Below are 21,008 nucleotides of genomic sequence, written 5' to 3'. Positions count from 1 at the left end.
TTATGGCCGCCTGCGGTTTATGGTGGCGGGGCGGCCGACGGCGATCACATACTCGGGGAGCGGAGCGTCGACGACGGCATGGGCTCCGACGATGGTTCCTTCGCCGATAGTGACTCCTGCTGCCACATGGCAGCGCAGACCGAGCCAGCATCCGGAGTTGATGACGGTCGAGGCCCTTCCTGCCGCTGCAGGTCCACCGGAGAGGTCTCCGATCGTACAGTACCCGGCCAGCAGCGAATGGTGGCCGAGAACGATATCCCCGACTGCGGAGATCGTGCACCGGCTGCCGATATTGCTCCCCTCATCGATGGACAGTCGACCGGGACCGGCGGCGAGGATGGTGTCGGCGCCGATGAACACCCCCTTCGCCACCACGATCGCTGCCTCGGGGCCGGCATACCCGCCCCCGTCGAGGCGGGCGCCGTCATTGACGATCACCTGATCACCGAGGGCGATAGCGCCGGGATTGATCAGATCGACATGGCGACCGATCAAAACGCCGCGACCGCAATGGCCGAACAGGTAGGGGTAAAGCCTCTGGCGCAGGAGAAGACCGAGGATGCCGGGACACCAGCGGAGAAAACGATAGAGCATGGTCGGCATGGCAGTCATTGCACTCGGCCCCGGATGCGCCCCGGTACTCCGGCAACAGTCGTGTTTTCGGGAATATCGCTGTTAACCAGGGAATCGGCCGCGATATGGACATGATCGCCGATGGTTACCCCGTCAAGGATCGAGGCCCGGTCGCCGATGACGACATTGTCGCCGATCACCGTCGGCCCCTTGCAGGTCACGGGCTGGAGGGCGATGGGGATGCTCCGGTCGGCGTAGGCATGGGCGGCACCGGAACAGCAGGCCTCGACGCCGATGCGGCAGTTGCGGCCGATACGCAGTCCCAATTTCGAACCGAGCCGGCAGGCCGCGGCGATTCGGCTGCCGGCTCCGATCTCGAGGGTGGCCCCGGCGCAGTTGCAGATGGTGCCTTGGCCGATAAATACATCGCTGCCGATGATCAGCCGCTCGGCATCCGGTTTGACATCGAGGCAGACCCGGTCATCGATGACTGAACCGTCGCCGATCGCGATGGCGGCGGGATTCCTGATGGTACAGTCCCTGCCGATACGTACATTTCTGCCGATTCCGGCGCCAACCAGCGGCAGGAGGAGGTTGCGCGCCCATCGGCCGAACCCGCCCGGCAGGGGCAATATGCAGGTGGTGATCAGCTCGAACAGGAGCAGGGCGGCGGTGGTCCCCTGCCGGCCCACCGCCAGGGCTCGATACCGGGCGAAGGCGCTGTCGCTGTTCGATGCCTGCAGTTTCTTCAGGGTCGGCCGGTTATGCGGCGTATCGGTATTCATCGGCTGTCATGTTGTTCAACGGCAGCGCCGGCGGGATGCTCCGGGGTTGCGGCTGGATGGAAGAAGGCGTGGATCGTCCTGGCCAGCTCCGGGCCGATGCCCTTGACCGCCGCCAGCTGTTCCACCGTCGCCGCCTCAACCCGACGGAGACTGCCCAGGCCTTTGAGCAGTCGTTTCTTACGGTCGTCGCCGATGCCGGGGATCCGGTCGAGCCGGGAGGCGAGGGATGAGGCGTTGCGCAGCCGCCGGTGCAGCGTGATGCCGTAGCGGTGGGCCTCGTCGCGGATCCGCATCAGGTACAGCAGCACCGGGCTGTGGGCCGGCAGGACGATCGGGTTTTTCCGCCCCGGTTTGAACAGTTTCTCCCCCTCGTCCTCATGCTCCTTGGCGATGCCGATCCAGTCGAGGTCGGCGGCGATGCCGAGGTCGTCGGCGACCCGCATCGCCATCGCCAGCTGGCCCCGGCCGCCGTCGACGACAAAGAGATCGGGCAGGGTCTGTTCGGCGACCGCCCGACTGAGGCGGCGTTCGAGCACCTCCGCCATCATCGCGTAATCATCAGGGCCCTCCACGGTGCGGATCCGGTAGTGCCGATAGCTCTTTGGCTCCGGGTCGCCGTCGCTGAAGCAGACCAGCGAGCCGACCGCCAGTCGGCCGCTGATATTGGAGATATCCAGGCATTCGATCCGGTTCGGCGGCCGCAGCAGATGCAGTCTCTGCTGCATCGCCTCGGCCAGCGTCTGCCACGATTCCCGCTTCCGCTCCCGTTCGGCGAAGACCTGACGGGCGTTGGTCGCGGCCATGGTCATCAGGCGCAGCCGGTCACCCCGGCTCGGCACCGACATCGACACGGCACGGCCGCCGAGGTCGCTGAAGCGCTCGACCAGCAGGTCGGAATCGTCGGGCAGGAAGGGCAGCAGGATCTCGTGGGGGATCGGTGTCTGCCGGTCGTAGAACTGGTGCAGCACCTGGGCGAGGATGGCCGGGTCGTCGCCGTAGGGATCGGCCAGGAAGAAACTGCGGCTGCCGCCGATCAGCCCGCCGCGGACGAAGAGCACGGTGACGGCGATCGCCGCATCCTGCCTCGCGAAACCGAAGACATCCCGATCCTGGCCGTGTTCGGCCGCAATCACCTGTTTCTCCAGGGTCTGGGCCAGGGCCTGGATCTGGTCGCGGAGCAGGGCCGCCCGCTCGAATTCCATCGCCGCCGCGGCCGCCTCCATCTGCGACGTCAGCGCGGCGATCAACTCCCGGTTGCGGCCTTCCAGCACCATGATGATCCGCCGCACATGTTCATCGTAGGTCCGGCGGTCGGCGAGCCCGGCGCAGGGGGCGAGGCAGCGTCCCATCTGGTGGTTGAGGCAGGGCCGCCGGCGCGGCCGGATCGAACTGCCGGAGCAGCGACGCAGCGGGAACAGGCCGGTGATCAGCTTCAGCGTCGCCCACATCGCCGTCGCCGAGGAATAGGGGCCGAAATAGCGGGCCTTATCCTTCTGGCGGCGTCTGGTCATCATCACCCGCGGCCACTCCTCCTGGGTGGTGACCTTGATCAGGGGATAGTTCTTGTCGTCGCGCAGGATGATGTTGTAGCGGGGACGATGCTTCTTGATCAGCGAGGCCTCGAGGATCAGGGCCTCCTTCTCGGTGGCGGTGATGATGGTATCGACGCTGGCCACCCGGGCCAGCATGACCGTCGTTTTGTTGTGCTCGGCACCGCCATGATGGGCGTAGGACGACAGCCGCTTGAACAGGTCCTTGGCCTTGCCGACGTAGAGGACGGTCGCTTTGCCGTCCAGCATCAGGTAGACACCGGGGGCATGAGACACGGACTGGAGAATATCGGCGGGAAACATCAGGAAAAAATAGCCTACCGGGGGCGGGTGGCGGTAAAGGTCAGCATGTTGCGGCAGGGCCGGCGCTCGGCTTCGGCAGAACAGGCCGGCGAGCGGCTGGGGCCCCGCCGGGCGAAGCCGGACGGCGGACCCGGGGCGATGATCCGTGAAATCCTTGACATGGCCACAGCCTACCGGATGGCAATGGCGTGGTCAATTGAAAAAAAGACGGCACGACTCCCCGGCCGTTTACGATTCCGCCCGGCCGTCCCTGTCGGCCGCCGTCTTCATGAACGAGGTCATCATCTCCATCGGGATGGGGAAGATAATGGTGTTCGAGGTGTTCTTCGTCGAGATGTCGGCCAGGGTCTGGAGATAGCGGAGCTGCAGGGCCTGGGGGTTGCGGGAGATGACCTCGGCCGCCGACAGCAGCTTTTCCGAGGCCTCGAATTCGCCCTCGGCGTTGATGACCTTGGCCCGCCGTTCCCGTTCCGCCTCGGCCTGCCGGGCGATGGCCCGGATCATCGACTCGTTGAGGTCGATATGCTTGATCTCGACGTTGATCACCTTGATGCCCCAGGCGTCGGCCCGCATGTCGATGATCTCCTGGATGTCGTTGTTCAGTTTCTCCCGCTCCGCCAGCATCTCGTCAAGTTCGTGCTGGCCGAGCACGGAGCGCAGGGTCGTCTGGGACAACTGGTTGATGGCGTTCATGAAATCCTCGACCTGGATGATCGCCTTTTCCGGGTCGACCACCCGGAAATAGAGGACGGCGTTGACCCGTACCGTGACATTGTCGCGGGAGATGACATCCTGGGGCGGCACGTCCATCGTCACGACCCGCAGATCGACCTTGAAGGCCCGCTGCACCCCGGGGATGATGATCCGCAGCCCGGGCTGTTTGACAGTCTGGAACCGGCCGAGAAAGAGGACCACCAGTCGCTCGTATTCGGCGACGATCCTGAACGAGACGGCAATCAGGCCGATGATCAGGGCCAGCGGGGCAAGATACTGCAGTAGATTGGGTGAAATCATCTCAGTGTTCCTCCTTGATCTTTTCCACGGTCAGCACCAGTCCCTCCTTGGCCGTGACCGTGACTTTTTCGCCTCTGTGCAGCTTTTCCGCAGCCTTTGCCTGCCAGGATTCGCCCATCAGCCAGATCCTGCCTTCACTGCTGAAATCCTCGCGGACCTCACCGGTCATCCCGATGAGCGCCTCGATCCCGGTCCTGACGGGCCGGCGGCGAAGGCCGGCCATCCGCCCCATCAACCACAGCACGAAGGCGGCGGAGACCAGAGTGGTGCCGGCGATCAGGGTCAGGGAGATCCGCAGGCTGTCTTCGTCCAGCAGGATGAGGGAGCCGATGGCAAAGGCGACGATGCCGCCGATGCCGAGCGAGCCGAAACTGGGGATGAACGCCTCGGCGGCGACCAGCGCGATGCCGAGCAGGATCAGGGCCAGGCCGCTGTAGTTGATCGGCAGCACCTGAAAGCCGTACAGGGCCAGCAGCAGGGCGATGGCACCGACCACGCCGGGGAAGAACACCCCCGGGTTGGCCAGTTCATAGATGAGGCCGTACATCCCCAGCAGCAGCAGGAGGTAGGTGACGTTGGGGTCGCTGATCACCGCCAGTAGCCTGTTCTGCCAGGTCGGCAGGATGTGGACCGTTGCCCGGCCGGCGGTTTTCACCTGCACGGTGCCGGAATCCATGACCACCTTCCTGCCGTCGGCCTGCCGGAGCAGGTCGTCCACGTCGGCGGCGACGATATCGATGACCTTGAGCGCCAGGGCCTCGCTGGCGGTCAGGCTCACCGCCTCGCGCACCGCCTTTTCGGCCCAGTCGCCGTTGCGGCCGTGGCGCTCGGCCAGGGACCGGATATAGGCGGCGGCGTCATTGACCATCTTGCGCTCCAGGGCGCTGCCGCTCGGCTCCTTCTTCTCTTCCTGTGATTTTTCTTCCGATTTTTGCGGGGATTCCGGCGAGGTCGGGAGGCCGCCGATCTGGATCGGGGTGGCCGCCCCGAGGTTGCTGGTCGGTGCCATGGCGGCGATATGGCTGGCATAGAGCATGTAGGTGCCGGCGCTGGCCGCCCGGGCCCCGGCCGGGGCGACGTAGGTCAGGACCGGGACGGGGGATCGGAGCATGGCCTGGATGATGTCCCGCATCGCATGATCCAGGCCCCCCGGGGTATCGATCTGCAGCACGACCGCCGGGGCCTGCTCCCTGGCCGCGGTCTTCAGGCCCTTCCGGATGTAGTCGCTGACGGCGGGACCGATGACCCCCTTGATTTCAAGGACTACGACAGGCGGCGGGGTTTGACCGGCGGCGGACCCTGGCTGGAGCGGGGCGCCCGGCGCCAGCAACGCGAGAAGAGCGCACAACAGGGTGAGCCGTCCGAGCCTGAGATGTCTGGGAGCAGCGGCGTCCGCCATGATCAACCTCCGCCGATCAACGGATTTTTTCCCTCCCGTCCTCGAGTCATTGTTCGCCGGGAGGGTATGTATACAGAACATAAGCATGACCTCCGGTAAAGTATATCAACGCCGGATCATTCCGCGGCATCGTGTGGCCTTTGGTCCGGCGGCAATTGGTGTTTACCGTTTTTTTGCGGTAGACTGATTCGAACGGCTGGCAAAACTGCTCACGACAGGAGGACCAACAGATGCGACCGGAATATTACTGGCATGGCGGGTGGTGGGGATTGCCGATGATGATGCCTGTCATCATGGTGATCGTCGTATTGATCGTACTCTATCTCATATTCGGACGGGCAGGCTCCAGACCGCCCTGGGGGGGAGATGCCGACAAGCGTTATCCGCATGGTCGAGAGGTGGAATCGGCGATCGATATACTCAAGAAACGCTACGCCGGAGGCGAAATCAGCAAAGAAGAGTATGAACAGATAAAGAAAGACCTCGAGAGTTGAAAATCCAACGGGACGGAGCCGGGTCATGGATGAATCTCGCCCCGGGGGTTCTGCTCCTGCTTTACAGAACCGGCTCTTTTGAGTAGAGTCATCGCTTACTGATCTCTTCTGGTGTCGCCTGCCCTCCTTCCGGGAAGGCAGCGGTGAAAAGGGAATACGGTGCGAATCCGTAACGTTGGGCCAGCGCTGTGAGCGGGGACGAGGGCCGCAAGGTGCCACTGGGGATACCTCCCGAATTCGGGAAATGCCCGGGAAGGCGCGGTCTGAGGATGAGCCGCGAGTCAGAAGACCTGCCAGAAAGATAACGACTTTTCCGTCCGTAAAAAGTCCGTGCCGCATCGAGGTGATGCCGCACGGACTTTTTTTTGCCCGCCGGACCGCAGCAATTTTCAGAAGGAGACAGTATGCAGACCCAGATCGAATTGGCACGGCAGGGGGTGGTCACCGAAGCGATGCAGCAGGTGGCGGCAGCCGAGAATTTTCCACCCGAGGTCATCCGGCAGACGGTGGCCGACGGTCACATCGTCATCCCCTCCAACCCCAACCGCCGGCAGAAGGCGGTGGGCATCGGCCGCGGCCTGCGCACCAAGGTCAACGCCTCGATCGGCACCTCGTCCGACATCAGCGATATCGGCCTGGAACTGGCCAAGGCCAAGGCGGCGGAAGAGGAGGGGGCGGACACGCTGATGGAGTTGTCCACCGGCGGCGATCTCGACCGGGTCCGGCGCGAGGTCCTCGCCGGCTGCAGCCTGCCGGTCGGCACCGTGCCGCTCTACCAGGCCTTTGCCGAGACGGCGCGGCGCCAGCGCAACCCAAACCTGCTCGATGCCGAATACCTGTTCGAGATCATCGAGCGCCAGTTGAGCGACGGCATCTCGTTCATGGCCATCCACTGCGGCATCAACCGCTTCTCGATCGAGCGGCTGCGCAAGCAGGGCTTCCGCTACGGCGGCCTGGTCTCCAAGGGCGGGACCTTCATGGTGTCGTGGATGGAGTACAACAACCGCGAGAACCCGCTCTACGAGCAGTTCGACCGGGTCTGCGCCTTGATGAAGAAGTATGACGCGGTGCTGTCGCTCGGCAACGGCATCCGCGCCGGGGCGATCCACGACAGCCACGACCGGGCCCAGATGGCCGAGATGATCATCAACTGCGAACTGGCCGAGCTTGGCCGCGACATGGGCTGCCAGATGATGGTCGAGGGGCCGGGCCATGTGCCGCTCGACGAGATCGAGGGCAACATCATGCTCGAAAAGCGGATGAGCGGCGGCGCCCCCTACTATGTCCTCGGCCCGCTGCCGGCCGATTCCGGCGCCGGCTACGACCACATCACCGCGGCGATCGGGGCGGCCAACTCGGCCCGGCACGGCGCCGATCTGATCTGCTACATCACACCGGCCGAGCACCTGGCCCTGCCCAACGTCGACGATGTCCGGGAGGGGGTGCGGGCGACCCGGCTCGCCGCCCGGATCGGCGATATCGCCAAGTACCCGGACCGGCGCGACCACGAGAAGCGGGTGGCCCTGGCCCGCCGCGACAGCGATTGGAAGGAACATTTCAGCCTGTTGATGTTCCCCGAGAAGGCCCTGCAGATCCGGCGCAGCCGGATGCCGGAAAACGAGGTCACCTGTACGATGTGCGGTGATTTCTGCGCGATGGAGCGGGGCCACGCCCTGTTCAAGGACGATATCGCCGGCGACAAGGTGCGGCCCAAGGCTGCCGCCTGTCCGGCTACGGCAGCAGTGCAGCCCTGAACAGGGTCCGGGTGTAGGGCTGGCTCGGCGAGGTGAAGACCTGCCGGGCCGGTCCGGCCTCGACGATCCGGCCGTGCTGCATCACCACCACGTGGTCGGCCAGGGCCCGCACCACCCGCAGGTCATGGGAGATGAAGAGGTAGGTCATCTTGTACTTGCGCTGGAGATCGCGGAGCAGGGTGATGATCTGGGCCTGGATGGTCATGTCGAGGGCCGAGGTCGGTTCGTCGAGGATCAGCAGCTGCGGCCGGAGGACGATGGCCCGGGCGATGGCGATGCGCTGGCGCTGCCCGCCGGAGAACTCGTGGGGGTAGCGGTGGGCCATCTCCGGTTCCAGTTCGACGTCGGCCAGGGCCGAGGCGACCAACTGGAATCGTTCTTCCCGGGTGCCGCCGAGGCGGTGGACCTTCAACCCCTCCTCGATGATTTCCTGCACGGTCAGGCGGGGCGAGAGCGATGAATAGGGGTCCTGGAAGACGACCTGGATGTCGCGGCGCAGCGGCCGCATCCTCCCGGTCGACAGCGGCTGCAGGTCGACGCCGGCGAAGCGGATGACACCACGGCTGGCCACCAGCTTGAGCACCGCCATCGCCAGCGTGGTCTTGCCGGAGCCGGACTCGCCGACGATGCCGCAGGTCGTCCCCTGCCGCACCTCGAGACTGACGTCGTCAACCGCCTGGATGACCTTGGTCCGGCGCCGCAGCAATCCCTGCCAGCCGGCCGGCAGCCGGAACTGGCAGTTCAGCCCCTCGAGCTGGAGCAAAACCGGCCCTTCCTCCTTGGTTTCCGGGATCGGCTGGGGGATGGAGGACATCAGGTGGCGGGTGTAGCTGTCACCCGGCTGGTTGAAGACCCGTTCGGTCGGGCCGTCTTCGACGATCCGGCCGTCCTTCATGATGGAGATGGTGTCGGCGATCCGGCGCACCATCGCCAGGTCATGGGTGATGAGCAGCAGCCCCATGCCGAATTCCTGCTGGATGTCGCCGATCAGGTCGAGGATCTGGGACTGGATGGTGACGTCGAGGGCGGTGGTCGGTTCGTCGGCGATCAGCAGGGCCGGCCGGCAGGCCAGGGCCATGGCGATCATCACCCGCTGCCGCTGACCACCGGACAGCTGATGGGGATAGACCCGCATCCGGGCCTCGGGATCGTCGATGCCGGTGCGCTGCAGCAGCCGCACCGCCTCCTGTTCGGCCTCCTTCCTATTCATCCGCCGATGCAGCAGCAGCGGTTCGAGGAGCTGGCTGCCGACGGTGTAGACCGGGTTGAGCGAGGTCATCGGTTCCTGGAAGATCATCGCGATGCGATTGCCGCGCACGGCCCTGATCTCGTCGCGGCCGAGGGTGAGCAGGTCGCGGTCCTCGAACAGGACGCGGCCCCTGGTTTCGGTCCGGCAGCTGTCCTCCAGCAGGCGGAGGATCGACAGGGCGGTGACCGACTTGCCGGAGCCCGATTCGCCGACCAGGGCGCAGGTCATCCCGCGGTCAAGGGAAAGCGAGACGTCGCTCAGGATCCGGCGGCGGCTGATTCCCTCTTCCGTCTCGATATCGATCCAGGTCGAGAGATTGTCGATCTGCAGCAGCATCGGGGCTCAGAAACGGATATCGAAGCCGGGATATTCCCGGGGCGGGACAATGTCCTTGACCTTCACCGCCCGGACCACCGCATGGGGGGAACCGATCTGGAACCAGTCGAGCATTGCCTCGACCGCCTTGTCGGAGCCGCTGATGACCGCCTCGACACTGCCGTCGGGCAGGTTGCGGACCCAGCCGTCGACCCCCTGTTGCAGGGCCTCGCGCCGGGTATAATCGCGGAAGTAGACTCCCTGGACCCGGCCTTCGATCCGAACCTGTACGGTTTTCATACCCTTCAATCCTCTTTCAGGAACAATGCCGCAGACTTCTCTTCCAGAATATTGTCGTAGAGTACCATCTGAACGAGAGAAGGCCAGTCCAAAAACGGACTGGCCTTCGTTTTTCCGTGGTTGGATAGAGGGCGGCGCTCAGTCCTTCTTGTACTTGAAGGAGACCATGACCCTGGCTCGATAGGAGACGACCTTGCCGTTGTCGATCTGCATGTCGAGTTTGCCGACCTCGGCGATGCGCAGATCCTCCAGCGACTTGGCGGCGGTCTCAACGGCGTTGCGGGCTGCATCATCCCATGATTTGTCACTGGTTCCAACGAGTTCGATAATCTTGTAGACGCTTGTTGCCATGGTTGTCCCTCCTTGTCGAAGTTGGAAAAACGATGCACTGCGAGCCTGTCCTGCAATAGTATGCTATCAGCTGCCAATGGGAAAAAACAGGAAAAATCGGCTGCGAACGGGAAAAACAGAAAAATCCTGCCGGCGGCCATTGCCGCTGCTACCCGCAAGGCAGGTATGGGCTCAGGAGCCCTCTTTGAGGAACTGGGCGATCTCGAAGTTGGCGATCTTCTCCATTTCCTTGAATGAGAACGTCATGCCGATATCGTAACTTTTCTCACCGAACGACTCGATCCTGACGATCGTGCCGATGAGGAGGAGAGGGGCGTTATCCTTGACGGTGATGCTCACCTGGACATGGGCGCCGATCGGCAGCGGGGTGTCGTTCTCGAACAGGATGCCGCCGATGCAGATATCCTTGCTCGTTCCCTCGTAGGTCTTGGAATTGTTGAATCCCAGTTCCTTGATGAGAACGGGCTGGGTCAACTTGACCCGGAGGTACCGCCGCTTGTCCTTCTTGAACAGGCAGATGGTGTTTTTTCCCGATCCTTTGGCCATATAGGTGGCGCTGTCGGCCATCTGCAGGAGTTCGGCCGGTTCGGTGGCATTGAGGGGGAATGAGGCCAGACCGCCGCTGATGGTCAGTCTGTAGGTGAGGCCATTGGCCGTGAACACTTCCTTCTCCACTTCTTGTCGGATCCGGTCGGCGAGGATGAAGGCGTTGATGTTTTCGGTATGCGGCATCAGCAGAACGAACTCCTCGCCGCCGTAGCGGGCGGCGAGATCGCTGTCGCGCTTCGAGTCCTTGATGATGGTGCCGATCTTTTTCAGGGCGACGTCGCCGACGATATGGCCGTGGGTGTCGTTGATCTCCTTGAAGTCGTCGACATCGAGAAAGAGGACCGAGAGATCGGTGCCGTACCGCTTGGCCAGCGATATCTGATGTTCGAATGCCTCGTCGAAATAGAGTCGGTTGAAGAGCCCGGTGAGGCTGTCATACATCGATTCGTAGACGATCCGCTCAAAGGTGTTGACCTCGACGAGCCGGGGATGGGCCAGATACCTGGTTTCCGAGCAGAGGAAATCGCACATCGCGGTCATCAGGTCGACATTCCGGCCCAGAACCCGGCCGAGCTGCCGTCGATGTTCGACCACCTGTCGCCAGCAGTCGACGGCGGTGTCGCGGGGGATATCGACACCGGCCAGGGTCTGGAAGATGGAGCGACAGATCATCGGTCCCTGCTCGTGCTGGAGTTGATTCAGTCTTTCGATAAACTGATCGTCGTCGGTGGCTGAGCTTCTGCCGTCGACGATGGCCGCCCGCAATGTATCCATAAGCCCCCCTGGCTGAGTGTGAATACAAAATCAAAAGCTTATCATACCAACTCTACCAGAAACAGCAAAATCGGGGCAACAGGAATGTATCGGGCGAAAATGTCAGGCGGGGATGTGTTCGAAGACGTTGTCGAGCAGATTGCAGAGCATCCAGCTCCTCGCCAGCGGCGAGTCGATGCCGAGGATCAATTTGCAGGTCTCCGCCGCCTGGATGGCGGCGATCAGGGTCACGGTCGGGGCGACAACATTCATGGGCGGTTTGCTGTCCGAGCCTTGGCCTACATTGGGATACAGGGAAGCCAGGAGTCTGTTCCGGGCGGTGGCGATGCCGGCCTGGCCGTGCCATTCACGGACGGCGCCATGGACCAGCGGCCGGGCCAGTTTGTTGCAGTATGCCGCAAGCTCGAGACGCTTGCCGCCATCGTCGAGACCGTCGACGACGATGTCGATGGCCTCGATATCGGCTTCAGCGAAGGGGCGTACGATCGCTTCGACCTCGATGGCGGGATTGATCGACCGGATTGCCGTCCGGGCGGTCTCGGTCTTCGGTCGACCGAGGGAGTCGACGGTGGCGAACTGCTGGCGGTTGAGGTTGTGTTCCTCGAAGCGGTCGGGATCGACCAGCCGCAGCCGGCCGATGCCGAGCCGGGCCAGCAGCGCAGCGACCGAGCCGCCGAGCCCGCCGCAGCCGATGACCGCGACCCGGGCCTGCAGCAGCCTGAGCTGCTCCCGGCAGCGAAGGCCGTTGCGGAGATAGCGCAGCGGCATGATGTCGAGGAGCAGGGCCTGTTCCTCGACCTCCATCAGCGAGCGGTGAAACGCCGTCGCCGCCTCCCCGGCATCGGCCAGGGAGATGCTGCCGGAAGCGGCTGCTCTCTGGCGGATGAAATCGTGCAGCCGGTTCAACCTCAGCCTCCGCCGATCACCGGAAAGATGGCGACGATATCGCCATCGGCGATCGGCGACTGCAGGCTGTGCTGCAGCGAGTTGATCATCACTACCCCGACCTCGTCACGGCCGATGCCGAGCCCGTCGACGATATCACCGACCACCGTCCCTGCCGGATACTCCCCGCCCTCTTCCTTGAACCGGCCATCGCGGAAGAAGGCAAAGAGTTTGACCGTAACTTGCATCAGAAGTTCCAGAAGGTGTCGATTTCTTCACCGCTGAAGTCGAAGACCACGTTGTGCGGCGGCAACTTCTCGGTATAGAAGAACTCCGGCAGCCGGTCGTCGACGTTGGTGAACCCGGCGGCGATGTTGAAGGCCCGTTCGGTCTTGAGGATCGACTTGCCGAGGTTGACGACGTCGTCACCGACCAGCGAGGTGCCGAATCGGGCGTTGATCAAATCGATCAGGGCCGGCAGGCAGGTCTGGTCGTCGAGGGCGGCAAAGGCGATGAACAGGCACATCCCGGTCGAATCGATGGCCGCCGTGGCGATCTGGAGGTTGCGCGACAGCTCGACCTGGCCCTCCTTGGTCAGCGGATCGATCTTGCCGCCGACTCCGAGGATGTTGGTGGCGATGGTGTAGCCCATGGTGTGGTCGGCGCCCTGGGTCGAGGTGGCGTAGGTGATGCCGATGCCCTTGATCGCCCGCGGGTCGTAGGCCGGGATGGCCTGGTTCTTGACCACAGGCACCCGGGTGATGCCGAAGGCCCGGCCGACGGAGCCGGCGCCGCCGCCGATGATCCGGCCGAGGGCAGTCCCCTTGGCCACATCGTCTCTCAGGATCCGGCAGATCCCGGCACCATCGCCGAAGGGCAGCACCCCGGCCTCCATCGCCACGGCCATCGCCACCGCGGTCTCGATCGAATCGATACCGATGTCGTCCATGATCTGGTCGGCCTCGGCGATATGGTCGAGATTGTCGACGCAGCAGTCGGCGCCCATCGCCCAGATCGACTCGTACTCGAAGCCGGAGGTGAGCTTTTTGCCGTCGGCGTCGTTGTAGATCTGCGAGCACTGGATGACGCAGCCGGGATGGCAGTTGTGCTTCGGCTTGCCGCCCCGGGCGACGATGGTGTCGTGCATCGTCTCGCCGGAGATCTTGTCATGGCCCTCGAACTGGCCGGAGGTGAAGTTCCTGGTCGGCAGGGCGCCGGCCTCGTTGATGATGTTGACGAGGACGTTGGTGCCGTACTGGCCGAGGGCCTTGGACACCGGGTGATCGACCAGGGCCTTGGCGAAGGCGCGGTTGGCGTCCCGGAATCTGGCCTGATCGGCGATGTCGACCTTGCCGTTCTTGGGGTCGATGGCGATGAATTTGACCCGTTTCGAGCCCATCACCGCCCCGAGGCCGCCGCGACCGCAGGAACGCATGCCGCCGTCGGGGTCCTTGACCGAGATATTGGCGGCGGCCATCCGCATCTCGCCGGCCGGGCCGATGGTGATGACGCCCGGCTTGCCCGGCAGCCGGGCGGCCAGGGCCTCGGCCACGGCGAAGTTGCCGAGGCCGATCAGCTCTTTTTCCTCGTTGATGACAACCCCCTCGGGGGAGATCATCAGGCTGTACCAGCGATCGTCCTGGGGCTGGCCCTCGATGATCAGGGCCTTGCAGCCGCAGCGGGCGAGAAACTGGGCGCCGGAACCGCCGGCGTTGGCCTCCTTGATGGTGCCGGTCAGCGGGCTCTTGGCCCCGGCCGAGAGGCGGCCGGAGTTGGCGGCGAGGGTGCCGGACAGCAGGCCGGGGGCGAAGACCAGCTTGTTCTTGGGCCCGAGCGGGTGGCAGGTCGGTTCGACCTCGGCGGCGACGATCGTCGAGGTCAGGCCGCGGCCGCCGTGTCCGGCCCAGGCGGCCGGGACTTCTTCGATGCTGGTGGTGAGATCGGTCATGTTGACGCGAAAAATTTTATCTGTCATGGTGTTCCCCTTGGTGATCATGGTTGAAAAGTCCATCCCGCGAGGGGATGGGTTGGAAAAAATTCTGTTGTATCGTGAAACGATAGTGTCAGCCCTGGTCGTACATGACCTTGCCGGAATCCCGCAGTTCGTAGCCGCCGAGGGCGAGGATCCGTTGCTGGAAGGTCCGGTTGGTCCGGATCAGGTCGAGGACCCTGGCGATCTTGTCATCATGAAGGAATTTTTTCGGGATGATCAGGTCGTAGCGTTCCTCGGCCACCGGGACGAAATCGAGATCAAGGGCCACGGCGGCGGCGCGGATACCCATGCCGGCGTCGGCACTGCCGCTGGCGATGGCGGCGGCGACGCCCATATGGGTGTATTCCTCGCGCTGATAGCCCTGGATCCTTTCCCGGCCGATCTTCAGGTCGGCGAGGCATTTGTCGGTCAGCAACCGGGTGCCGGCGCCGCCCTGGCGATTGATGAACAGGTGGCCGTGTTCGGCGATGTCGGCAAAGCCCTGAATATTCCTGGGGTTGCCCCTGGCCACCAGCAGGCCCTGTTCGCGGTGGCAGAGATTGATCAACTGCAGCGGCACATCGGCCAGAAAGCGCTTGATGAAGGATACATTGTATTCACCGGTGGTCTCGTCGAGCAGGTGGGTGCCGGCGAGATGGGCCTCGCCGCGCTTGATCGCCATGATGCCGCCCATCGAGCCGACATGGGCGCTGGATATCCGGATCAGCGGCCGCTGGGTGTGGAGCTGGTTGGCCAGCAGGTCGATGATGTTGTCGTGGCTGCCGATGCAGACGAGGGTGGCGTCGACCTCGGCCTGGGGCCGCAGCAGTTCGATGACGACCTTCTCGCCGGCGCCGATCCCCTCCTTGCCGGCGGCGATGGTCAGCAGGCCGTCGGCCCGCACCAGCGACATCACGGCTCCCGCCCCCTTGCCGACCGGGGTGGCCATCAGGGTGTCGCCGACCCGGCCGAGGGTTACCCGGACGAACTCGTCGACCCCCATGTTCGAGTGGAACGGCCGCGAGAGGGTGGCCTCGACGACCGGCGGCGTGGTCTTGTCCCGGCCGAGGAAGGCGGTGATCATGTCGCGGAGGAACAGACGCATCGTCAGCACCGCCGAGACCGGATAACCGGGCAGGCCGATGACCGGGACATCCCCGACCATCGCCAGGATCACCGGTTTCCCGGGTTTGATCGCCACTCCGTGGACGATGACCTTCCCGACCTCGGCGAGGACCTGGGAGGTATAGTCGCGGGTGCCGGCCGAGGCCCCGGCGTTGAGGATGACGATGTCGTTGCCGGCCACGGCCGCCAGGATGGCCTCTCTGAGCCTGACCGGATCGTCGGGCACCGGGGTGCCGCGTGTGGCCACGGCCCCCCATTCGTTGAGGTACCCGGCCAGGATCCGCGAGTTGAATTCGATGATCTGGCCCGGCTGGCCGATCTGGCCCGGCTGGATCAGTTCGCTGCCGGTGGGGATGGCGATCGCCTTCGGCGGGCACTGGACCCAGACCTTCGTGACGCCGGTGGCCAGCATCGCCCCCTGGTCGATCGGCCGCACCTGGTGCCCTTCCGGCAGGATCAGCTCGGTGGCGACGATGTCCTCGCCGATGGTGCGGACATGCTGCCACGGGGTGGCCGGCAGGATCAGCTCGACCTCGTCGTCGCTGACGTAATGGACATCCTCGATCATCACCACGGCGTTGCACCCCTCCGGGATGGCGTTGCCGGTGTTGACCGGGGTGAAGCGGGCGCGGCCGAGGCGGACCGGGTTGCTCTCGCTGGCATTGGCGAGATCGAGGAAATGGATGGCGATCCCGTCCATCGCCGCGGCGTTGTAGGAGGGCGACGACCGCAGGGCGGAGACCGGGCGGGCCAGGATCCGGCCGAGACAGTCGTCGACCGCGATCTTCTCCTCCGGCCGGCGGTCGAAGAAACCGGCATCGGTAAGGGCCTGGTGCCAGATGGCCCTGGCCTCGTCCAGGGGTTTGTTGTCGAGGTAGATATTACGTTTCATGAATAGAGATGGACGGTGATAAGGGTTCCCTGCAACATCCCCTGGCTGCTCTCGGGGATGATAAAATAGCCGTGGGCCCGCGACAGCGACGAAATGGCGCCGGATTTGCCCAGCACCGGTTCGGCGGCCCAGCCATTGTCCTCGCGCACCAGCCTGACCCGGACGATATCGCGGCGGCCGGCGGCCGAATTGATGTTGCGGTCGAGCCGGGCGGTGATCGCCGCCTCCGGCAGTTGGTCGGTCGTCCTCCCGGCAAGCCGGTCGATGGCCGGCCGGACGAAGAGATCGAAGCAGACCATGGCCGAGACCGGATGGCCGGGCAGACCGAACACCGGTTTGTGCCCGCTCAGGCCGATGATCACCGGTTTTCCCGGTTTGAGGGCGACGCCGTGGACCAGGATGCCGGGCGGGCCGAGTTCGGCGATGGCCTGTTCGCCGAGGTCGCGCATGCCGACGGAACTGCCGCCGGAAAAGAGGACGACATCGTTTTCCTCCACTGCCTGCTGGAGCACCGGCAGGAAGATCTCCCGGCGGTCGGAGACGATGCCGTAGTCGACGACCGCCGCCCCGGCCCGCCGGACCTGGCCGCCGAGGGCGATCTTGTTGATGTCCCGGATCTTCCCCGGAGCCGGGGTCTCGGTGAAGGGCACGATCTCGTCGCCGGTGGAGATGATACCGACCGACACTCTCCGGGTCACGGTCACCTCATGGATGCCGAGGCCGGCCAGCAGGCCGAGGTCTTGCGGCCGCAGCAGCTGTCCGGCCGGCAGGGCCAGCTGGCCGCGGGCGATATCCTCACCGCGGCCGAGGGTATTGACGCCCGGTCCGACTCCCTTGACCACCTCGACCATGGTGTCGTCCACCGGTACCGTATGTTCGAACATGACGACGGCATCGGCGCCGTCGGGCAGCAGACCTCCGGTCGGAATGCGATGGCAGGTCCCGGCCGTCACCGTGCCGGCGGCGGCCTCGCCCATGCTTATTTCGCCGGCGATCCGCAGGTAGCCGGGCATCGATTCGCTCGCCCCGAAGGTGTCGGCGGCCCGGACGGCGAAGCCGTCCATCGTCGACCGGGGATGGGCGGGCAGGTCCTCGGGGGCGAAGACCGGCGCCGCCAGGACGCGGTCGAGGGCCTGGGACAGCGGGATGGTCTGCTGGTCCGGGGTATGGTTTCGGAGGCGGTCGAGGAGAAATTGCCTGGCCTCATCGACCGCAATCAGGCCGGATCGGCCCAGCATGTCGCGGGTGGTATCAGTCATTGGCCGCCTCTCTGACGATCAGGACGATGATCCTGTCGTGATCGAGCCAGGTGGACAGCGTGGCGGCGGTGATGGGCCGACCATCGAGGACGATCTGCCCGAGTCCGGCGGCAAGGGTCGGGTGGGTAGTGCGGAAGACCCGCAGCACCCCGCTGTCGAGGCGGATGCCCTCGGCCAGCAGGGCCGGGCCGCAGTCCCGGGCGATGCTGTTGAAGAGCTTGAGGGTGATGGTGATGCTGCCCTGGTGATGGTGATCCCGCCGTTCCGTCACCGTGGTGCGGAGTGCGGCATGGAAGCTGTTGCGACGCAGGATGGCCCCGGCCAGACCAGGCATCGCCGCCGACAGGGCGAGGATCGGATGATCGCCCTCGAGCGGTGTCTCGAGATCGTCGATGGCCGTGCCGTTGAGGAAAATTGTCTGGATCTCGTTGACGATATAGTCATGGTCGAAACCGGGCAGGGCGTCGAGAAAGGAGCCGAGGGACATGCCGGCCCGGGCCTCGATCAGAACGCCTCCCTGGAGGACGGTGGTGTAGAGCGGGAGATTCTCGGGGGCGACATGCAACTCGAGGCGGGGAAGGTCGGAAACGCTGTTCATAATCACCTGGGGCAGGAACAAGCCGGTTGCAGGTTTATCCGGTATGGCGTACCCTGCAATACGGTCGCGGAGTTCCTGCGATTTTTGAAATTTGATGAAGTATATCATAAAAAGCTCCTGAAATAAATGTGAAAAAACGGTAATGGTCTCCAAGGACTACCGTTAAAGGAGGAAGAATGACAGAACTGACCTTGCAGCCGCTTCCCGGCTATTCCGCCTTCCCGGGACCGGTGGTGGCCGTCATCATGGACGGAATCGGTCTCGGACCCCAGGATGCGAGCGATGGAGTGCATGTTGCCTATACCCCCACCCTCGACCACCTGTTCCAGGACAAGCTGATGTTCCGCCTCAAGGCCCACGGCAAGGCGGTCGGTCTCCCCTCCGACGGCGACATGGGCAATTCCGAGGTCGGCCACAACGCCCTCGGGGCCGGCCGGGTCTTCGCCCAGGGGGCGAAGCTGGTCAACGCGGCCATCGCCGGCGGCACCCTCTTTGCCGGCCGGACCTGGAGAGAGGTGATGGAACGGGCGGGGAAGGGCGGCACGGTCCATTTCATCGGGCTGGTTTCCGACGGCAATGTCCACAGCCACATCGATCAGCTGTACGCCCTCGTCGACCGCTGTGCCGCCGAAAAGGTCAAACGGGTGCGGGTCCATGCCCTGATCGACGGCCGGGATGTCGGCGAGAAGAGCGCCCTCGAGTACATCGTGCCGCTGGAGCAGCGGTTGGCCGCGATCTCCGGCTGCGGGCTCGATTACCGGATCGCCTCCGGCGGCGGCCGGATGGTGACTACGATGGACCGCTACAACGCCAACTGGCAGGTGGTGGAGAACGGCTGGAAGGCCCATGTCCTCGGGGAAGGGCGCCGGTTCGCCGCCGCCTCCGAGGCCGTTGCCGCCTACTATGCGGAAGACCCGGCGATGACCGACCAGTACATGGTCAGTTTCGTGGTTGCCGAGGGCGGGGTGCCGGTCGGGACGATCAAGGATGGCGACGCGGTGATCTTCTTCAATTTCCGCGGCGACCGGGCCATCGAGATCTCCCGGGCCTTCGAGGAGGACGTTTTCACCGAGTTCGACCGCGTCCGCCGGCCCGACGTGCTCTACGCCGGGATGATGCAGTACGATGGCGATGCCCTGATCCCGAAGCGGTACCTGGTCGAGCCGCCGGCCATCGACCGGACCCTGGGCGAGTACCTCTGTGCCGCCGGGGTGACCTCCTATGCCATCTCCGAGACCCAGAAATTCGGCCATGTCACCTACTTCTGGAACGGCAACAAGTCGGGCTATATCGACAGGGAACTGGAGACCTACGACGAGGTGCCCTCGGATCGGATCACCTTCGACCTCCGCCCGTGGATGAAGGCGGCGGAGATCACCGACCGGGTGATTGGGGCCGTCGCCGGCGGCCGCTACAAATTCATCCGTCTCAACCTCGCCAACGGCGACATGGTCGGCCATACCGGGATTGAACCGGCGGTCCGGATCGCCGTCGAGACCGTCGATCTCTGCCTCAGGCGGATCCTCGCCGCGGTCGAGAAGGCCGGCGGCATCGCCCTGGTGACCGCCGATCACGGCAACGCCGACTGCATGTGGACCGAAAAGAAGGGCCGGCGGACGCCGATGGTCGCCCACACCCTCAATCCCGTCCCCTGCATCATCGTCGATTACAGCGGCAGCAACGCCTTTGCCGCCAGTGGCTGCGCCGAGCCCGGGCTGTCGAACGTCGCCGCCACCATCTGCAACCTGCTCGGCTACCGGGCGCCGGAGATCTACGATCCGTCGCTGGTCCGGCTGCAACCGTAACGCATGCCGTTCACCATCAACCCAACGGGGGCCCCATGACAGACACCATCAGCAGGTCGGAGCAGAAACGCCGCCTGAAGCGGATCGAGGATACCGCCGCCGAACTGGCCGACCTCACCAACAACGACCTCAAGGTCTTCCCCGGCAGCGACGAGATCAAGCGGGAGATTCTCTCCATCCGTGATCTCAAGGGCGGGGCCCGCAAACGGCAGATCAAGCATCTGGCCAAGATCATGCGTGAGGATTCGCTCGATGCCGTCTATGACTTTCTTCAGCAGCGCAAGGGTTCGCAGCAGAAGATTATCCAGCTGGAGCACGAGGCGGAACACCTGCGCGATGCGATCATCAACGAGGCGATGGCCGACCAGGAGCGGTGCCGGCAGCAGCAGCGCGACTGGGAGCCGGGCTGGCCGAGTCCGGTCATCGAAGCGGCGCGGCGGCAGTATCCCGGTTTCGACGAGGTGGGGGCACGCAACGCCGCCCACCAGTATGTGCGCAGCCGCAATCGGACGTACTACAGGGAACTGTACCGGATCGCCAAGGCGGCCCTGGAACAGGATGAGATCCGCCGGAGGATGGCATGAACCGAAGGCTGGCCCTCTTCATCAGCCTGGTGCTCATCCTGGGCGGCTACACCGCCTTCACCCGGTACCGGCAGCAGAGTCAGGCGCCGCCGGCAACGGCGGACCGCCAGGAGCAGACCGATGCCCTCCTCGCCCGGGCCTTCGCCGACAAACTGAGCAATCTGCAGGTCGAGGGGCGGGGCGTGGTTGACACTATCCTGCCCGACGACAGCGACGGCAGCCGCCACCAGCGCTTCATCCTGCGGCTGGCCACGGGCCGGACCCTGCTGGTCGCCCACAATATCGATCTGGCGCCGCGTCTTGAAGCGCTCGGGCGCGGGGATGAGGTCGACTTCGCCGGCGAGTACGAATGGAATCCCCGGGGCGGCGTCCTCCACTGGACCCACCACGACCCCGAGGGCCGTCACCCGGCGGGCTGGCTCCGTCATAATAGCCGGACCTATCGCTGAGCCGCTTCCGGGCGCCTGTCAGTCCCCGC

The 21,008-nt window shown here is 64.5% G+C and carries 21 protein-coding genes and 1 riboswitch; of the genes, 5 read left to right on the top strand and 16 right to left on the bottom strand.

Annotation, left to right across the window (positions count from 1 at the left end; genetic code table 11):
* The 6 genes from ACWGKN_RS08210 to ACWGKN_RS08185 all read right to left on the bottom strand — a co-directional run bounded on the left by ACWGKN_RS08210 (position 1) and on the right by ACWGKN_RS08185 (position 5,624).
* A complete protein-coding gene (locus ACWGKN_RS08210; protein WP_035228933.1) occupies positions 1-612 on the bottom strand; it encodes an acyltransferase in 612 nt (203 codons plus the stop codon).
* The gene (locus ACWGKN_RS08205) at positions 609-1,358 is read right to left on the bottom strand and encodes an acyltransferase (RefSeq protein ID WP_452095025.1); all 750 of its coding nucleotides are present in this window, start codon (positions 1,356-1,358) and stop codon (positions 609-611) included. The genes ACWGKN_RS08210 and ACWGKN_RS08205 overlap by 4 nt, the downstream gene beginning before the upstream one ends.
* Positions 1,355-3,211, bottom strand: coding sequence for an excinuclease ABC subunit UvrC (gene uvrC / locus ACWGKN_RS08200; RefSeq protein ID WP_424252641.1), 1,857 nt, complete (start codon positions 3,209-3,211; stop codon positions 1,355-1,357). Before uvrC ends, ACWGKN_RS08205 begins: the two co-directional genes overlap by 4 nt.
* A gap of 14 nt (positions 3,212-3,225) precedes the next feature.
* Positions 3,226-3,372: a hypothetical protein gene (locus ACWGKN_RS08195; RefSeq protein ID WP_424252640.1), complete on the bottom strand. Its 147-nt coding sequence runs from the start codon at positions 3,370-3,372 to the stop codon at positions 3,226-3,228.
* A gap of 67 nt (positions 3,373-3,439) precedes the next feature.
* A complete protein-coding gene (locus ACWGKN_RS08190; protein ID WP_035228935.1) occupies positions 3,440-4,225 on the bottom strand; it encodes a slipin family protein in 786 nt (261 codons plus the stop codon).
* 1 nt (position 4,226) lies between these two features.
* The gene (locus tag ACWGKN_RS08185; RefSeq protein ID WP_035228936.1) at positions 4,227-5,624 is read right to left on the bottom strand and encodes an NfeD family protein; all 1,398 of its coding nucleotides are present in this window, start codon (positions 5,622-5,624) and stop codon (positions 4,227-4,229) included.
* 230 nt (positions 5,625-5,854) lie between these two features.
* On the opposite strand from ACWGKN_RS08185, the gene ACWGKN_RS08180 reads away from it, so the two are divergent.
* Entirely contained in the window at positions 5,855-6,118 is a 264-nt protein-coding gene (locus ACWGKN_RS08180) for an SHOCT domain-containing protein (RefSeq protein WP_424252638.1), read from the top strand.
* Positions 6,119-6,210: 92 nt separating this feature from the next.
* A riboswitch (cobalamin riboswitch) is annotated at positions 6,211-6,431 on the top strand.
* A gap of 91 nt (positions 6,432-6,522) precedes the next feature.
* Positions 6,523-7,872 carry a phosphomethylpyrimidine synthase ThiC gene (gene thiC, locus ACWGKN_RS08175; protein ID WP_052159883.1) on the top strand — a complete coding sequence of 450 codons (1,350 nt, stop codon included), beginning with the start codon at positions 6,523-6,525 and terminating at the stop codon, positions 7,870-7,872.
* On the opposite strand, the gene ACWGKN_RS08170 is transcribed toward thiC, so the two are convergent.
* The 10 genes from ACWGKN_RS08170 to ACWGKN_RS08125 all read right to left on the bottom strand — a co-directional run bounded on the left by ACWGKN_RS08170 (position 7,850) and on the right by ACWGKN_RS08125 (position 18,249).
* On the bottom strand, positions 7,850-9,457 hold the full coding sequence (locus tag ACWGKN_RS08170) for an ABC transporter ATP-binding protein (protein WP_452095024.1): 1,608 nt from the start codon (positions 9,455-9,457) through the stop codon (positions 7,850-7,852). The genes thiC and ACWGKN_RS08170 overlap by 23 nt on opposite strands.
* 6 nt (positions 9,458-9,463) lie before the next feature.
* Positions 9,464-9,736 (bottom strand): acylphosphatase, encoded by a 273-nt coding sequence (locus ACWGKN_RS08165; protein WP_452095023.1) that lies wholly within the window; start codon positions 9,734-9,736, stop codon positions 9,464-9,466.
* 138 nt (positions 9,737-9,874) lie between these two features.
* On the bottom strand, positions 9,875-10,087 hold the full coding sequence (locus tag ACWGKN_RS08160) for a dodecin family protein (RefSeq protein WP_035228940.1): 213 nt from the start codon (positions 10,085-10,087) through the stop codon (positions 9,875-9,877).
* A gap of 171 nt (positions 10,088-10,258) precedes the next feature.
* Complete coding sequence (locus tag ACWGKN_RS08155) at positions 10,259-11,410, bottom strand: diguanylate cyclase (protein ID WP_035228942.1); 1,152 nt, start codon at positions 11,408-11,410, stop codon at positions 10,259-10,261.
* Between the two features lie 102 nt (positions 11,411-11,512).
* On the bottom strand, positions 11,513-12,316 hold the full coding sequence (locus ACWGKN_RS08150; protein ID WP_452095022.1) for a HesA/MoeB/ThiF family protein: 804 nt from the start codon (positions 12,314-12,316) through the stop codon (positions 11,513-11,515).
* Between the two features lie 2 nt (positions 12,317-12,318).
* Complete coding sequence (locus tag ACWGKN_RS08145) at positions 12,319-12,543, bottom strand: MoaD/ThiS family protein (RefSeq protein ID WP_035228945.1); 225 nt, start codon at positions 12,541-12,543, stop codon at positions 12,319-12,321.
* A complete protein-coding gene (locus ACWGKN_RS08140) occupies positions 12,543-14,270 on the bottom strand; it encodes an aldehyde ferredoxin oxidoreductase family protein (protein WP_452095021.1) in 1,728 nt (575 codons plus the stop codon). Before ACWGKN_RS08140 ends, ACWGKN_RS08145 begins: the two co-directional genes overlap by 1 nt.
* A gap of 88 nt (positions 14,271-14,358) precedes the next feature.
* On the bottom strand, positions 14,359-16,284 hold the full coding sequence (locus ACWGKN_RS08135; protein ID WP_452095020.1) for a molybdopterin biosynthesis protein: 1,926 nt from the start codon (positions 16,282-16,284) through the stop codon (positions 14,359-14,361).
* On the bottom strand, positions 16,281-17,543 hold the full coding sequence (locus tag ACWGKN_RS08130; RefSeq protein ID WP_052159884.1) for a molybdopterin molybdotransferase MoeA: 1,263 nt from the start codon (positions 17,541-17,543) through the stop codon (positions 16,281-16,283). The genes ACWGKN_RS08135 and ACWGKN_RS08130 overlap by 4 nt, the downstream gene beginning before the upstream one ends.
* Positions 17,536-18,249: a hypothetical protein gene (locus ACWGKN_RS08125; protein WP_052159885.1), complete on the bottom strand. Its 714-nt coding sequence runs from the start codon at positions 18,247-18,249 to the stop codon at positions 17,536-17,538. Before ACWGKN_RS08125 ends, ACWGKN_RS08130 begins: the two co-directional genes overlap by 8 nt.
* Before the next feature lie 68 nt (positions 18,250-18,317).
* Between ACWGKN_RS08125 and gpmI the strand changes: the two genes are divergently transcribed.
* From gpmI to ACWGKN_RS08110, 3 genes are read left to right on the top strand one after another with little or no spacing between them, the layout of a single operon-like run.
* Positions 18,318-19,946 (top strand): 2,3-bisphosphoglycerate-independent phosphoglycerate mutase, encoded by a 1,629-nt coding sequence (gene gpmI, locus ACWGKN_RS08120; RefSeq protein ID WP_424252635.1) that lies wholly within the window; start codon positions 18,318-18,320, stop codon positions 19,944-19,946.
* 35 nt (positions 19,947-19,981) lie between these two features.
* Complete coding sequence (locus tag ACWGKN_RS08115; RefSeq protein ID WP_035228948.1) at positions 19,982-20,530, top strand: DarP family protein; 549 nt, start codon at positions 19,982-19,984, stop codon at positions 20,528-20,530.
* Positions 20,527-20,979, top strand: coding sequence for a DUF3465 domain-containing protein (locus tag ACWGKN_RS08110; RefSeq protein WP_035228949.1), 453 nt, complete (start codon positions 20,527-20,529; stop codon positions 20,977-20,979). Before ACWGKN_RS08115 ends, ACWGKN_RS08110 begins: the two co-directional genes overlap by 4 nt.
* Positions 20,980-21,008: the final 29 nt, after the last annotated feature.

The sequence above is a fragment of the Desulfoprunum sp. genome (assembly GCF_053613775.1).
The sequence above is the reverse complement of the archived record's forward strand: the minus strand, read 5'-3'. Positions and strand labels throughout refer to the sequence as shown.

Coding starts and splice junctions, on each gene's coding strand:
- ACWGKN_RS08155 (WP_035228942.1), bottom strand. CDS start 11,410: ATGGATACATTGCGGGCGGCCATCGTCGACGGCAGAAGCTCAGCCACC.
- ACWGKN_RS08210 (WP_035228933.1), bottom strand. CDS start 612: ATGACTGCCATGCCGACCATGCTCTATCGTTTTCTCCGCTGGTGTCCC.
- ACWGKN_RS08125 (WP_052159885.1), bottom strand. CDS start 18,249: ATGATATACTTCATCAAATTTCAAAAATCGCAGGAACTCCGCGACCGT.
- ACWGKN_RS08145 (WP_035228945.1), bottom strand. CDS start 12,543: ATGCAAGTTACGGTCAAACTCTTTGCCTTCTTCCGCGATGGCCGGTTC.
- ACWGKN_RS08140 (WP_452095021.1), bottom strand. CDS start 14,270: ATGACAGATAAAATTTTTCGCGTCAACATGACCGATCTCACCACCAGC.
- ACWGKN_RS08130 (WP_052159884.1), bottom strand. CDS start 17,543: ATGACTGATACCACCCGCGACATGCTGGGCCGATCCGGCCTGATTGCG.
- ACWGKN_RS08205 (WP_452095025.1), bottom strand. CDS start 1,358: ATGAATACCGATACGCCGCATAACCGGCCGACCCTGAAGAAACTGCAG.
- ACWGKN_RS08170 (WP_452095024.1), bottom strand. CDS start 9,457: ATGCTGCTGCAGATCGACAATCTCTCGACCTGGATCGATATCGAGACG.
- ACWGKN_RS08115 (WP_035228948.1), top strand. CDS start 19,982: ATGACAGACACCATCAGCAGGTCGGAGCAGAAACGCCGCCTGAAGCGG.
- ACWGKN_RS08185 (WP_035228936.1), bottom strand. CDS start 5,624: ATGGCGGACGCCGCTGCTCCCAGACATCTCAGGCTCGGACGGCTCACC.
- thiC (WP_052159883.1), top strand. CDS start 6,523: ATGCAGACCCAGATCGAATTGGCACGGCAGGGGGTGGTCACCGAAGCG.
- ACWGKN_RS08190 (WP_035228935.1), bottom strand. CDS start 4,225: ATGATTTCACCCAATCTACTGCAGTATCTTGCCCCGCTGGCCCTGATC.
- ACWGKN_RS08110 (WP_035228949.1), top strand. CDS start 20,527: ATGAACCGAAGGCTGGCCCTCTTCATCAGCCTGGTGCTCATCCTGGGC.
- ACWGKN_RS08180 (WP_424252638.1), top strand. CDS start 5,855: ATGCGACCGGAATATTACTGGCATGGCGGGTGGTGGGGATTGCCGATG.
- ACWGKN_RS08135 (WP_452095020.1), bottom strand. CDS start 16,284: ATGAAACGTAATATCTACCTCGACAACAAACCCCTGGACGAGGCCAGG.
- ACWGKN_RS08160 (WP_035228940.1), bottom strand. CDS start 10,087: ATGGCAACAAGCGTCTACAAGATTATCGAACTCGTTGGAACCAGTGAC.
- ACWGKN_RS08195 (WP_424252640.1), bottom strand. CDS start 3,372: ATGTCAAGGATTTCACGGATCATCGCCCCGGGTCCGCCGTCCGGCTTC.
- gpmI (WP_424252635.1), top strand. CDS start 18,318: ATGACAGAACTGACCTTGCAGCCGCTTCCCGGCTATTCCGCCTTCCCG.
- ACWGKN_RS08165 (WP_452095023.1), bottom strand. CDS start 9,736: ATGAAAACCGTACAGGTTCGGATCGAAGGCCGGGTCCAGGGAGTCTAC.
- uvrC (WP_424252641.1), bottom strand. CDS start 3,211: ATGTTTCCCGCCGATATTCTCCAGTCCGTGTCTCATGCCCCCGGTGTC.